12 protein-coding genes and 1 pseudogene are annotated in these 14,466 nt (G+C 43.0%); 11 read left to right on the top strand and 2 right to left on the bottom strand.

The features are described from left to right. Positions 1–295: 295 nt before the first annotated feature. From AC58U0_RS11000 to cobA, 4 genes are all read left to right on the top strand, one after another. Positions 296–1,897 (top strand): spore germination protein, encoded by a 1,602-nt coding sequence (locus AC58U0_RS11000; protein WP_497379040.1) that lies wholly within the window; start codon positions 296–298, stop codon positions 1,895–1,897. Between the two features lie 51 nt (positions 1,898–1,948). After that, entirely contained in the window at positions 1,949–3,163 is a 1,215-nt protein-coding gene (locus AC58U0_RS11005; RefSeq protein WP_497379041.1) for a Ger(x)C family spore germination protein, read from the top strand. A gap of 15 nt (positions 3,164–3,178) precedes the next feature. Beyond that, a complete protein-coding gene (locus tag AC58U0_RS11010; RefSeq protein ID WP_497379042.1) occupies positions 3,179–4,273 on the top strand; it encodes a GerAB/ArcD/ProY family transporter in 1,095 nt (364 codons plus the stop codon). Positions 4,274–4,750: 477 nt separating this feature from the next. After that, entirely contained in the window at positions 4,751–5,518 is a 768-nt protein-coding gene (gene cobA, locus AC58U0_RS11015) for a uroporphyrinogen-III C-methyltransferase (protein WP_497379043.1), read from the top strand. Positions 5,519–5,726: 208 nt separating this feature from the next. Here the strand turns inward: cobA and AC58U0_RS11020 are convergent, their stop codons facing one another. Then, entirely contained in the window at positions 5,727–6,566 is an 840-nt protein-coding gene (locus AC58U0_RS11020) for an aldo/keto reductase (protein ID WP_497379044.1), read from the bottom strand. 184 nt (positions 6,567–6,750) lie between these two features. After that, positions 6,751–7,962: an MFS transporter gene (locus tag AC58U0_RS11025; protein ID WP_497379045.1), complete on the bottom strand. Its 1,212-nt coding sequence runs from the start codon at positions 7,960–7,962 to the stop codon at positions 6,751–6,753. A gap of 585 nt (positions 7,963–8,547) precedes the next feature. Here AC58U0_RS11025 and AC58U0_RS11030 point away from each other — a divergent pair. The 7 genes and pseudogenes from AC58U0_RS11030 to AC58U0_RS11060 all read left to right on the top strand — a co-directional run bounded on the left by AC58U0_RS11030 (position 8,548) and on the right by AC58U0_RS11060 (position 14,357). Continuing rightward, entirely contained in the window at positions 8,548–9,747 is a 1,200-nt protein-coding gene (locus tag AC58U0_RS11030; protein ID WP_497379046.1) for a helix-turn-helix domain-containing protein, read from the top strand. Between the two features lie 78 nt (positions 9,748–9,825). Then, entirely contained in the window at positions 9,826–10,995 is a 1,170-nt protein-coding gene (locus AC58U0_RS11035) for an ABC transporter substrate-binding protein (protein WP_497379047.1), read from the top strand. A 29-nt stretch (positions 10,996–11,024) separates the two neighbouring features. After that, positions 11,025–11,909 (top strand): branched-chain amino acid ABC transporter permease, encoded by an 885-nt coding sequence (locus AC58U0_RS11040; protein ID WP_497379048.1) that lies wholly within the window; start codon positions 11,025–11,027, stop codon positions 11,907–11,909. A 10-nt stretch (positions 11,910–11,919) separates the two neighbouring features. Further along, positions 11,920–12,864, top strand: a complete 945-nt coding sequence (locus AC58U0_RS11045; protein ID WP_497379049.1) for a branched-chain amino acid ABC transporter permease — start codon at positions 11,920–11,922, stop codon at positions 12,862–12,864. Beyond that, positions 12,857–13,391, top strand: a pseudogene (locus AC58U0_RS11050) (ABC transporter ATP-binding protein); the annotation flags it as partial. The gene AC58U0_RS11045 and the pseudogene AC58U0_RS11050, both read left to right, overlap by 8 nt. 95 nt (positions 13,392–13,486) lie before the next feature. Next, positions 13,487–13,669 carry an ABC transporter ATP-binding protein C-terminal domain-containing protein gene (locus tag AC58U0_RS11055; protein ID WP_497379174.1) on the top strand — a complete coding sequence of 61 codons (183 nt, stop codon included), beginning with the start codon at positions 13,487–13,489 and terminating at the stop codon, positions 13,667–13,669. Then, positions 13,653–14,357: an ABC transporter ATP-binding protein gene (locus AC58U0_RS11060; protein WP_497379050.1), complete on the top strand. Its 705-nt coding sequence runs from the start codon at positions 13,653–13,655 to the stop codon at positions 14,355–14,357. Before AC58U0_RS11055 ends, AC58U0_RS11060 begins: the two co-directional genes overlap by 17 nt. Positions 14,358–14,466 lie beyond the last annotated feature (109 nt).

Genomic DNA, 14,466 nt, shown 5'->3' on the forward strand with positions numbered 1-14,466 from the left:
AGTCACCTGGGCATATTCGCTCGTAAACCTAATCAGTTCAGCAGCGGCTGAAATGATTAGGTTTGTTTGCGTTTCACCCCTCATAAGGATGTTTCTCCTTATGGTGGGGTTGCTCGTCCGCGGGCGCGAGTTAGCGATGTTTTTCATCGCTATGGCTCATTTTTTCCTACGTCCCCGCCTATTTATTAACAAAAGTAATGAATTACACTATATAACTTAACCTAAAAGCATTCAGGAGTATAAGTCTTGAAAGGCAAGGCGAAAATGAAAGTTATTACATGGAAGAGCTAGGTGGATGCAATTGATGAACAAATTTCTGCAGCGTTTTGCCCGGAAATATAATGAGGGCGTGCAACAAGACTCTCAAGCAAACATCAAACAAACCGAAAAACTTTCAAATAACCTTCAGCAAAATATCAAGAAAATTTCTGAGTTAACTGGTAACAGTTCAGATATTTCCATTCGTACGTTTAAAGCGGCCAATAGTTTACCTATGGCTATTGTTTATATTAACGGGTTAACAGATACAACGGTCATTAACGATAACATCGTGAATCCGATCATGTCCGATGCAGAAGCTAACACAGCTGGGCAAAGGACAGTATCCGAGTCTTTGACGGTGATTAAAGATCAAATTCTTACTGTTAGTTCCACAAATACAGTGAGTAACATGGATGACTTCATGTCGGCTTTATACAGCGGAGATACCATTATTCTCGCAGAGGGCTGGGATCAAGGCATTACTGCAAGTTCTGCCAAATGGATGCAAAGAGGCGTAGAGGAGCCCTCATCTCAATCTGTTATTCGTGGACCCAAAGATGGATTCACCGAAAATATAAGCACGAATATAGCGTTGCTCCGGCGTAGAATCAAAAGTCCGAATCTATGGAAAATCGACCGGAAAATCGGACGGGTGACACAAACGGACGTAAGTGTTATGTATCTTAAAGGGACGGCCGATGATTTAGTTGTGGACGAAGTGCTTCAAAGGCTTGATCGCATTGATATAGACAGCATATTGGAAAGTGGCTATTTGGAAGAATTTATTCAGGACCAAACCTTTACTCCATTTCCCACCCTCATAAACACGGAACGTCCTGACACCGTTGCGGCCTCCATCTTGGAGGGACAGGTTGCCGTTTTGATGGATGGAACACCATTTGCTCTTGTGCTGCCTATCACTTTTCTTAAGTTCTTCATTGCCAGCGAGGACTATTACCAGAGATTCGATATCTCTTCGTTCTTGCGTCTTTTGCGATTCTTTGCGTTTACCATTTCTATGATTCTGCCTTCCTTATATATTGCAATTACGACTTTTCATCAAGAAATGATACCCACGACTCTTTTGATCAGTCTTGCTGCACAAAGGGAAGGAATTCCTTTTCCAGCATTCTTTGAAGCATTATTGATGGAAATCACATTTGAGGTGTTAAGGGAAGCGGGGGTTCGAATGCCTAGAGCCATCGGTTCCGCAATTTCCATCGTTGGAGCTCTTGTTCTGGGACAGGCAGCAGTTGAAGCAGGTCTTGTATCGGCAGCTATGGTGATCGTGGTAGCCTTTACGGCGATCTCCAGCTTCGTCGTTCCGGCGTTTAATATCTCGATTGCTGCCCGATTGATTCGGTTCATACTCATGATTCTTGCCGCGGCACTAGGTTTGTTCGGGATTATGTCGGGGCTCTTTTTTCTCTTGATCCACATGTTGTCTCTACGCTCTTTCGGAGTTCCTTACATGACACCAATAGCACCTTTTGTGCCAAGTAACTTAAAAGATACTGTTGTAAGGGTGCCTTGGTGGATGATGGTCACCAGACCGCGTCTTTTCGCTAAGAATAATTATGTGCGCCAAAACGTAAACGCGCATCGTAAACCTTCCGACAAGGAAAAGGAAAAGTAATCTTCTGTCATTCATACAACAGGAAAATGGACATCAAAAGGGGATTAGGACATGAAGCGAAGGATAAATCTGCTGTTGATCATTAATATGTTATTAGTTACTAGTGGTTGTTCGAACCATATCGAACTAAACAAATTGGGGATCATCAGCGCAATTGCCTTTGATTTAGATGAAAGCAATCAATGGGTATTGACCTTTCAAATCATCATACCGAAGTCAACCCAGGGTAAATCCGGTGGAGGCGGTTCCCAAGCTCCGGTTGTCGTCTTTTCATCGAAAGGAAAGACCCTACTGGAGGCGATTCAAAAGAGTGATTTAGAGACACCTCGCCAGCTCTTTTTTTCTCATACTCGTGTTATTATTATTAGTCAACGTGTTGCTAAATATGGAGTCAACCAAATATTGGACGCTTACTTGAGAAGTTACGAATCAAGAGAAACTACGGATGTTCTCATTACAAATGGAGACGCAAATAAAGTGTTAGAAATCCTAACGCCATTAGAAAACATTCCCGGAAACGCGATTTCCAATTTGATCAGTGGAGAGGGAAACAAACAAACCAACTTAGTTCAGTCCAAGTTAATTGATTTAATTTCCACAATGACCAATACTTCCGCTAGCTCTACATTGCCGGAAATCAAAATCACGGGTGAGCAAGAGGCGCAAAACTCTTTAGAAGCACTGAAAGAAACTCGTAAATCCGCCGTATTAAAATTGGATAGAGTCGGGGTATTTAAGCAGGATAAATTAGTAGGTTGGTTAAGTCGGAAAGAAAGCCTCGGAATTCCCTGGATAACGAATCAATTACAAAGAACAACTATCGTATTTTCTTGTGAAGGGGAGAGCCGAAGCGAACAGCTATCCTCCTTTTTAGTAGAAAAATCCCACGCAAAATTAAAACCAAACATTTCGAATGGTCATTTGTTCATGTCTGTAGAAATTGAAGCCAAGGGAAACTTGATTGAAACGGCATGTAATCTGGATCTGAAACAGTCGAGTACCTTGAAAAAACTGGAGAAACATATCCAGGAGCAAATAATAATTGATGCAAAAAATTCCTTTCAAGCTCTGAAAAAAATGAAAACGGACACATTGGGCTTCGGGGACGCATTCCACAAATCTTACCCACAGGACTGGAAAAAGCTAAGCAAGAACTGGGAGAATGAGTTTGCAGAAATAAGGATGGACGTTAAAGCTCATGTAACGATCCGACGAACTGGAATGATTGATGATTCTTTTTCCAAGATATCCGGTAAAAAAGAATGAGATAAGGGGCTTCATATGGAGCGGATCAGCAAATATCAATTGGGTGCGATGATTATCCTATTTCAAATAGGAAGTACACCTTTATTTGAATTAGGAATCAAAGCTGGTCAAGACGCCTGGTTGGTGGTCATTACTAGCATGCTGCTAGGATTCATGCTGCTTTTTCTTTTTTTGATGATCCAACGAAGGGAGCCTGAAAAAAATTTGAGTCAGCTTTTGATTCAATATTTCGGTTCATTTGTGGGGAAGTTTGTCTTATTACTTTATCTCCTGATGTTTTCTTACGAAGCCATGCGAAATGTACGAGACTTTGGGGATCTTACCCTCTTGACCATTCTTCCTCGAGGTCCCATATCCCTTATCATGCTGATTATGATAACTTTGTCGATTTATGCCATATACAAGGGAATAGAGGTCTTCTTTCGGTTGGCTGAATTTATCGTAGTTGGGGTGCTGACTTTTTATTTAATTTTGCTTATCATGCACTTTATATCGGGTGTTGTTCATTTTGATTATCTTCTTCCGATTTTGGAAAATGGCATTCAACCAGTTTTAAAAGAAAGTATATCTAGTACTGTCTGGTTTCCATTTGGCCAAATGATGATTTTTCTCATGTTCTGGCGTTATTTAAACGAGAAGAAAGAGTTGGTTAAAACGTCGGTTCGATCTTTTTTTGTATCCGGGCTGGTTATTCTTTTCTCGAACATAATGAATCTGATTGTACTGGGTCCACAACTACTTAACATTAGTACTGTACCTTTATTACAAGCTGTTCAGTTGATTCAGATCGCCGAAGTATTCGAGCGTTTTGACGCATTTGTGATCTTACTTTTTTATGCTGGGATTTTTATCAAAGCAACATTATGGTTTTTGGCTGCCGTACTTGGGTTATCTCAGCTGTTTCAAACAGACTATCGAAGGTTTGCGCTTCCTGTTGGAGTCATTATTTTTATAACTTCCCTTCTCCCGTCAAGCTGGCAGTTGCATCTGGAGATTGGGAAAATCGTCGCGGAACAATTTATGGTAAACAAGATATTCATTGGAGTCATACCGGCCATTCTTTTTCTTGTCATGTTGATTAAAGGACAGGGGAAACAAATTAAAGGATAGAATTGAATATGGCTTAATAATGCAAAGAAGAGGTTGTTCCCATTAGTCTTCAGAGACTGAGGGGGCAACCTCTTTGTTTTGGGGGATATATCGTTAAATGCATGTAATTAAATATAACGTGATTATTCGGATAATTACATGAAACGCCTTTGAAAATGGAATGTAAACCGAACGATCGAATAAAAAAACAAATTAATAGTTCGATTAATATAGGCGTTATTGTAATTTACACTGAGAGAATTACAAATTATTGTTGATAAATACGAAGTCTTGATGTACATTAGTAATTAATATTCGTATGTTAGATAATATGACGTAATTTATTCATGAAGACCGAATTGTTGATTACTCTAACAATTACATAACATTAAATGTGATGTTCGGAGTGAATCACGATGAAGAAAAAATTTTTTAGTAGGAAATGGAATGGCTATTCAGCTGCATTGGAATAACTTTTGTTATTGAGGTGATAATTAGATGGAAAATAATAAAGGCAAAGTATTTTTTGTTGGAGCTGGGCCGGGGGATCCCGAGTTAATTACTGTCAAAGGATTAAAATGTATTCAATCTTCTGATGTGATCGTGTATGACCGCCTTGCCAATCCGGAATTATTAAATCATGCCCGTAAAGATGCAGAATTCATTTATTGTGGAAAGCAGCCGAACCATCACCCGATTCAGCAAGAGCAAATCAATGAAATTATTGTCTTAAAAGCTCTTGAAGGAAAGATAGTTACTCGTCTAAAAGGTGGAGATCCTTGTGTTTTCGGACGTGTTGGAGAAGAAGCGGAGAAATTAGTCGAGCACGGAATAGCATTTGAAATCATACCCGGGATTACTGCGGGAATCGCTGCGCCCGCTTATGCAGGCATACCTGTTACACATCGTAAAGTGGCTTCAACGTTTGCCATGGTAACCGGGCATTTGTGTCAAGACGACACCATATCACCTGACAAGTGGAAGGCGCTTGCTACCGGCATTGATACGATTGCATTTTATATGGGAATGGGAAATGTCACTTATTTGTGTAACCAGCTTATTCACTATGGAAGAAACCCTGAGACGCCGGTTGCAGTTGTATCTTGGGGGACAACTGAGGATCAAAGGACAATCATAAGTTCGTTAAATAATTTGGAGAAAACGTTACAGGAACAAGATATACCCAACCCGGCTATCATACTGGTTGGTGACGTCGTTCATTTGAGAGAAAGGCTGTCTTGGTTCGCCGAAAATAGCAAAGTATGAACAAGCATACAGGCATTCCTAATCGTATTATCCCTTACAGTATACACAAAATAATTTGTGAACCTTATAAAGTAACGAATGATTTATATTTTGCCTATAAAATCAAAAATTCAACAATGCCAAAATTAAGAATGAGGATAGAGACACTTAAAGGTATTGAAAAACCCCCGGAATATTAAATCCGGGGGTTTGCTTATTTAATTTTTACTTAAAAATCAAAATTATCAGGGTCTGGACCCACACGGCGATGCTGATCAAGTGCCGAAATAGCCGCCATATCGGTATCCGTTAATGAGAAATCAAAGATTTCTGCATTGGACTGAATGCGTTTAGCTTGAATGGATTTCGGAATCGTTGCCCAGCCGCTTTGCAGGTGCCAACGCAATACGATTTGGGCAACTGATTTTCCCGCGCGGTCTGCGATGGCTTGGATGACGTGTTCATGCAGGATCTCTCCCTGCATCAGAGGTGCCCAAGCGACGGCTTGAATCCCGTTGTTATCTAAAAAAGATTTAAGCTCATTCTGAACGAGTCGCGGATGACGCTCTACTTGATTGATAGCTGGTTTCAGAGTTGCTTGTTTAAGCAGATTTTCAAGGTGGTGGATGTGAAAATTACTAACGCCAATAGCCCCGACACGACCTTCGTGATACAGAAACTCGAGTGCTTTCCAGCTTTCTAGATATTTATTTTCAACAGGCCAGTGTATCAGGTATAAATCAAGCTTTTCTAATCCCAGATTCTTTAAGCTTTTCTCATAAGCTGCTATAGTGCTATCGTAGCCTTGGTCTGTATTCCATAATTTCGAGGTGATAAACAAGTCTTCACGTTGAAGACCGGTGCGTTTCAAGCCACGCCTGATACCTTCACCAACGCCTTCTTCGTTCTGATAAATAGCTGCAGTATCAATATGACGATAGCCAACGACAATGGCTTCTTCAACGGCTGCAATGACGGTATCGCCATCCTCGACCTGGAAGACGCCTAGACCTAGCCAAGGAAAAGCTTTACCATGATTTAATTGAATTGTATCTTGTAAGTTTTTCAATTGATTATCCTCCTAATATTGGGGTGGAAAACAATGTCCACCCGGGTTCTGTTTATTTGATTTGACTTATTCCAATTGCAATTTGTTTGGTCTGACTAAGCAAGTGTGTACCGAAAATTAGACTATCATAAATTTGACCGATAGCCGGATCCCTCCAAAAGCTCAAACATTTAAATACCTCCAATTATGATTTCCGTTCCAGCTTTGCAGAAATACCAGTGAGCAGGATGGCAACGAGAACCATTAAAGCTCCAACCCATGGGGTATGAACAAGTCCCATGGAGTCGATAACAACTCCACCGACAATTGAGCCAATAGCAATACCGACGTTAAACGCTGCAATATTGATCGCTGATGCAACATCAACCGCTGAAGGTACATACTTTTCAGCCAGCCCCACGACATATAATTGAAGACCAGGCACATTCATGAATGCAAGCAAGCCCATTAAGACAACACCAATTACACCAGCCACTTTAAATGGAGCAAGGAATGTTAAAAGGACTAGAACAGCAGCTTGAATAATAAACATCCAAAATAATGCGCGTAAAGGGTTCTTATTGGCTAATTTACCGCCAACAGAGTTACCGAATGCAACAGCTACACCATAAATGATTAAGATAATGTTAATCATGCCTGAACTTATGCCAGTCACATCGTGCAGGAGTGGAGTTAGATAAGTGAAAGCAACAAACGTCCCGCCATAACCGAATGCCGTGATAAGAAAGCCCAGGACCAAACGGCCATTGGTGAGCAAACGGAGCATATCTGAAAATTTAGCAGGTGGAGATTGCTTGAGATTTTTAGGGATGAGTGCCGCACTGGAAATGATCGCAATGACACCCAGTAAGGCAACGCCCAAGAAAGTCGCTCTCCAACCGAAGGCTTGCCCGATAAATGTCCCCAATGGAACGCCGGTAACAATGGCAATGGTAAGACCAGTGAACATGAGAGCAATGGCACTACCCTTTTTCTCTGGAGATACTAGCTGAACAGCAATGGTGGCTCCAATGGAGAAAAAGACACCATGTGAAAATGCGGTGATGAAACGTGCAATAAGCAGTATTTCAAATGACGGTGAAAGTGCAGCGACAGCGTTACCGATGATGAAAACAACCATCAGCGACATGAGCAAGGATTTCCGGCTCATCCGATTGGTGAGCGCGGTAAGGATCGGGGCTCCGACCGCGACGCCAATCGCATAACCAGAAATAAGAAGGCCAGCTAGTGTAATGCCAATGTTTAAATCATTTGCAATGGACGCGAGCAGTCCTACTGGAACAAACTCGGTTGTTCCGATTCCAAATGCGCTAATGGCAAGGGCAAGAAGCGCCCATGTTCCTGTTTTTTGCCTCACTTTATGTTGTGCTGCAGATTGTGAGAATGACTGGTTCATGTTTTGCCTCCTAAGTAGATATATTTTGAACAACTGCAAGCTTTTCTTTCGCTTCACAAGTGCTATTATAAAACCATTAAGTTGTTTTTGATAAGTACGTACTTTTAAGTACTATAGGGACTTTTAAGTACTATAGGTACCTGAAAGTTCTCGTTGAAGTGAGTTTATGATAAGGTACATCCCAAGTTACAGCCTATTTTGCCAGGCTACATAGGCACTACTCTTATAAGAAGTGATAGGCATGTTAGGCAATGCATGGTGGTATAGAATCGGGGAATACTACGCATAGCACTCCAAATGCACTTCAATTAACTGTAGTAATTAAAAATGACTCTGCCTAAATAAGAGAAAGAATTGCTAGGCTTAAATGACAACTCAAAAGGACTGTCCTTCTGTCATAAAGATGACCGATGGGCAGCCTTTTGTTCGTGTGCTGATTTTCAGATTGTGTTGATTCCAAAATTATGTTGATTCCCAGACACTGTCGACCTTCAGCCGCCGCCCATACAGGTATTTAATTCCCATTGTGAAATCAATGAAAGCGGTTATATAATAGTATGACTTCTGTTAGGAGGGAATCTTTTAGTGAAATTAAACGCATCGCAAGCTGCTTTTTCGCAGATGCTGATTTCCGGGACGTTAGTGCACGAGGCTAACTTCAACGAAATTCAAAATCGTCTAGGCATTGAAGTATCTCCGCATGTGGTCATTGTCTTCTCTATTGACCGCTACTACGATTATGCCGTAGGACAACCCTTTATTTGGCGAGCGGACATTGGGCATAAGCTTGTTAAAGCGCTTAATAAGGCGATAACCGTACCGTTCCTATGGGTGTGGGTATCCGAAGGTGTATTAGCTGCACTCCTTGAGCTAAAGGTTGACAGCATTTCGAAATCGAAAGAAGCTTATCTGGGGCTTACGTTGCAGATGGTTCACGAAATTCAGACTATTATGGACCAGCAAGGTTTTTCTGTTTCTGCTGGAATCGGTACTTATTATGATAACCCATACATGTTGCATTATTCCTACGAGGAAGCGAAGGAGTCGATGATCGATCGTTTTTTTCAAGGAAATCGGCTTATTTTTCATTATGAAAAGAGAAGAAAGAATGAGAAGAAATGGGTTCAGGTCATCACCCATGAGGAGAAGATGGAACTGCTCGCACGTGTAAGGATCGGGGATGAAGAAGGTTCTATCGTATATCTGAAAATTTTGCTGGAGAGGCTAGCGCAAGCGTACAAGCATAATATTGACATGTTCAAATCGGAAACTTTCGATCTCATAATGACCGTATCAAGGCTTGTGCTTGATGTAGGAGGAGACGCATCTGAGCTGTTGTCGGGCAGCGCCAGAGTCATTCAAGATTTATACAATACAATTCGTTACGATAAATACGTCCTGAAGGTGTGCGATTATTGGCGGAAGCTGGCAAGGCAAGTAGCGGAAGCACATGCGCGGGAGGCATCCCCCGTCATTCGTTCGGCCATCGAATATATGAAAGAGCATTTGCAAGAGAAAATTACTTTGGGGGAAATAGCACGTTATTGTTATCTAAGTACTTATCACTTCGCGCATTTGTTTAAGAGGGAAGTAGGCTTAAGCTTCGTCGAATTCTTGAATAAGCTTAGAATTGAAAAGGCTGTGCACTTTCTAGAAACGACGGATTTACCTGTTCAACAGATTGCAGCTCTGGTTGGATTCCCTGATCCCAATTACTTTACACGAAAATTTAAACTCTATATGAGCTGCAGTCCGTCAGAGTACCGCGCAGCAAAATTGTGCTAGTGTTCCGCAAATTTGACTAGATTCATGAAAGCGCTTTTAAAGTAAGATAAACTCATAAATCAATTAGGGGGTTATAAATTGAAAAAGTTCTCAATGATTGCAGCAGGTGTGATTACTGTATCTCTAATGATTTCGGGTTGCGCAGCAAAGTCTAGTGACTCCGCGAAAAATGATAGTGCGATGAATAAGACCGGAGATACGATTAAACTGGGTTGGATCGGTCCGTTAACGGGGCCGACAGCGACGGACGGGACACACAGTAGAGATGCTGCGATAATGGCGATTGAGCAGTACAATAAAGCCGGAGGTATCCAAGGCAAGAAGGTTGAGTTGGTTGCGGAAGATGATCAAGGAAAGCCTGAAGAAGCGTTAAAAGGTGTTCAGAAGCTAATCAATAATGATAAAGTTGTCGCCATTGTTGGAGGCGCTTACAGCGGACCGACCAAAACGATTTCTACAAAAATTCAGGAGCTCAAAGTTCCAATGGTTATTGCCTATGCCGTACATCCAGATGCGACCAAAGGCGGCGATTATGTGAATCGCGTCATCTATACGGGTCCGTTGCAAGGAAAAGCGATGGCCGATTATGCTGTGAACGATCTGAAGAAGAAGAACATCGCCGTACTCTACGTCGATATCGACTACGGAAAATCGATTTATACCGCATTTAAGGACGAGGCTGGCAAGCTGGGTGCGAATATTGCGATTGAACGTCCGTTTAAGATGGGGGACAAAGATTTCAGTTCGATCTTGACCGCAGTCAAAGCCGCCAATCCGGATGGCTTGTACGTAGTTGGTTATTACAATGAAGCTGCGGCTATCGTTAAGCAAGCGAAAGAAGCGGGAATTAGCGCTCAACTGCTAGGCGTCGATGGTTTCGATTCACCGAAATATTTGGAGCTTGGGAAAACCAATACAGAAGGGTCGACTTTCACAACCTCGTTTTATGCTTCTGACAGCCGTTCTGTAGTGAAAATATTCGTCAATCAATGGCAGGATAAATTTAAGGATATACCGGATATGCTTTCCTCTCAGAGCTATGATGCAACAATAGTAATTTTGGAGGGGATGCAAAAAGTCGGGACTGATAAGGAAAAGCTAAAGCAAGCTATCAATGATACGAAAGACTTGGAGGGTACGTCGGGGAAAATTACGTTCGGCAAAGATCACGAAGTTATTAAACCTGTGATTTTCATGACTGTCAAGGACGGGAAGTTCCAGTTCGTCAAATCTAAAACCTACAACTAACAATCAGCTAGTGGAAAGGATGGATCCCATTGGTATTTATACAGCAGTTGATTAACGGTATCTCCATCGGATTCATTTATATCTTGATTGCGGTTGGGCTCACGATGGTATATGGGGTGCTGAAGCTGCTTCATTTTGCCCACGGCACGATTTATATGGTCGGAGCTTTCTCAGCCATGGTCGGTATGACATATCTGCACATGCATTTTCTCGTCGCGTTTCTGTTCGCATTGGTCGTATCTGGTGTGATAGGCATACTTATCGAAAGATATGCTTATCGCCCTTTGCGGGGGGCACATCCGATAACTACCTTAATCAGCGGCATCGGCATTGCCATCGTGTTGGAGAATGTATTTCAAGTGATGTTCTCATCGGACACAAGAGCATTCCCGGAGACGGGAATCGAAATATCCATCATTCAACTGACAGAGTCGATTACGATTACGAATATGAAACTTATCATTATTGCTGCCGGTATTGTCGGGCTAGGTTCTCTGTATGCGTTTCTTAAATTTACGAAAATGGGTCTTGCGATTCAAGCGACATCCCAGGATTTGCGCGCAGCCTCTTTGATGGGAGTCAATGTGAACCGTGTTGTAGCTGTTACCTTTTTGCTCGGATCGGCACTCGCTGCCGCTGCAGGGATACTGGTCGCATTGAACTTTAATTCGATGTATCCGACGATGGGCTCGATACCCGGCTTGAAAGCATTCTGCGTCGTCGTACTGGGCGGTCTCGGTTCCATACCGGGAACCATTATCGGCGGTCTGATCTTGGGACTTGTAGAATCGCTTAGCGACGGCTTTATGACAGGGATGGTTGTAGATAAAGATGCGATTGCGTTTATCATTTTAATCCTTATCCTTCTGGTAAAACCATCTGGACTCTTTGGCAAAAACATCGAGAAGGTATAGGTGATCTTTTATGGACAGTATACTGAATCCTTATTACGTTGATATCATCGTTTTTCTAGTCATTTATATATTATTGGGATTGGGACTAAATTTAATTACGGGTTACGCTGGTCAAGTATCGCTTGGGCACGCCGCATTCTTCGGGATCGGAGCTTACGCTTCCGCCATCTTATCGGTGAAAGGCGGGCTGGATACATGGGTTTCTATGATTTTGGCGGTTTTGATCACCTTCGTATTCAGTGCTGTTTTGGGGCTGCCCAGTCTACGGGTAAGAGAAGATTTTCTGGCAATTACGACGCTTGGGCTAGGATTGATTATTCAATCGTTCTTCAAAAACTCGGAAATTACCGGGGGGGCATACGGGATTGATTCCATTCCCACACCTTCCTTGTTCGGCTGGAAGCTGGATAACTCGGGTTACCTGTTGCTTGTACTTGTTGTCATGGTCGTCGGCATCTATGCACTCAAAAAAATGACCAGTTCTCGTATCGGCAGAGCGTGGATGGTTATTCGGGAAGATGAAACCGTTGCTAAGGCGATGGGAATTAACACGACTTACTATAAAGTGCTTGTGTTTGCAATCGGCGGGGCTTACGCCGGTGCTGCAGGAGCGTTGTTCGCTCATAAAGTGTCCTTTATCGGAGCGGATTCCTTCGGATTCTCCGTCTCGGCAACTGTGCTAAGCATGGTGGTAATCGGCGGTCTGGGGAGTATTCGCGGCACATTATTCGGTGTCAGCCTCTTGTATTTGCTCCCTGAAATGTTCCGTTTGTTCAAGCTTGATTTTATCGATATGAAGTATTTGGATATGTACAAAATGATTATTTACGGGCTGTTGATGGTTTTGGTGGTGCGTTATCGTCCGAAAGGAATTTTCGGCAAGACAGGAGCCAAACTTAAGTCCTTGCAGCCGCGCAAAGCGGGAACGTCAAAGGACGGTGACAACGATGCTTAAAGTGAAAGGGATCACGAAACGTTTCGGAGGACTCACGGCCGTCCAAGCAGTTGATTTCGAAGTAAAGCAAGGAGAGATTGTCGGTCTAATCGGTCCGAATGGAGCCGGGAAGACGACGTTCTTCAATATATTAACTGGTATTTATAAGGCGGACGAAGGTACGATTGAATTCGAAAACAAACCGATTCAAGGGCTTGCGCCGTTTCGCATCGCGAAGAGCGGGATGTCGAGAACTTTTCAGAATATACGGCTGCTGAAGGATGAAACCGTGTTAGAAAATGTGAAAGTCGGCATGTTCGGCCGAACAAAATCCGGTCTATGGTCAGCAATTCTAGGCATGCGTGCTTCGAGGGTTGAAGAAGAGCAGGTTGCAGAACTGAGCCTGAAGGCGATTGAACTTGTCGGTTTGAATGGATTCGAGCAAGAGCTGGCGGGAAGCTTGTCATACGGCAATCAGCGGCGGGTTGAAATTGCAAGAGCCCTTGTTGCGGATCCTAAGCTGCTGCTGCTTGATGAACCTACGGCTGGGATGAACGCACAGGAAACCAAGGAAGTGGATGATCTAGTACGGAAAATCAGAAAGAATGGGACGACGGTCATTCTTATCGAACATAACGTCGGAATGGTGGTTGGACTGTGCGATCGGCTTGTCGTTTTGGATCATGGCGAGAAAATTGCTGACGGCAAACCGGAGCAGGTCATCGCTCATCCGAAAGTCATCGAAGCGTATATCGGAAAGACGGACGAGACTGACGAGACCGACGAGACCGACGAGGAGGTGAATCCCATTGCTGCAAATTCGTGATCTTAACGTGTCTTACGGAAGCATTCATGCGGTTCGCGGGCTTTCTCTTCAGGTTGGCGCTGGTGAAGTTGTTACTTTAATCGGGTCGAACGGAGCGGGAAAATCGACAACGGTGAACGCGATTTGCGGAACCATTTCTTCCAAGGGGTCTATTCAATACAACGGCAAAGAATTGAATGGCATGTCCACGCATGACATTGTGAAGGATGGGATCGTCATGGTCCCCGAAGGGAGAAAGGTATTTCCCAAGCTTTCCGTAGTCGACAACCTGTTGATGGGAGCTTATTCGCGAAAAGCATCGAAGGCGGAACTTACGCAAGATATCGATTTCGTATTTGAATTATTTCCGCGATTAGCCGAACGGAAAAGTCAATTTGCAGGTACGATGAGCGGGGGCGAGCAGCAAATGCTTGCCATCGGTCGTGCGCTCATGGCGAAGCCTAAGCTGCTTATTTTAGACGAGCCGTCCATGGGTTTGGCACCGATTGTGGTCAAAGATATTTTCGAGACGATCCGCATCATCAAGAAGCAAGGATTAACGACATTATTGATCGAGCAAAATGCCTCCATGGCTTTATCCGTGGCTGATCGCGGGTATGTGATGGAGCATGGAGAAATCAGGTTTCATGATACCGCACACAATTTGCGTACGCAGGATAACGTTAAGAAGGCGTATCTTGGCCATTAAGGGAGATATTTAGAACTTAGACATTTAATAGAGTAACCCCAAGACCTGGATCTTACAGGTCTTTTTTTGATTGGAAACGGCAAGGAATGCAAGTTCAGACGATCTCTAA

It is taken from the genome of Paenibacillus sp. J31P190 (genome assembly GCF_059692075.1).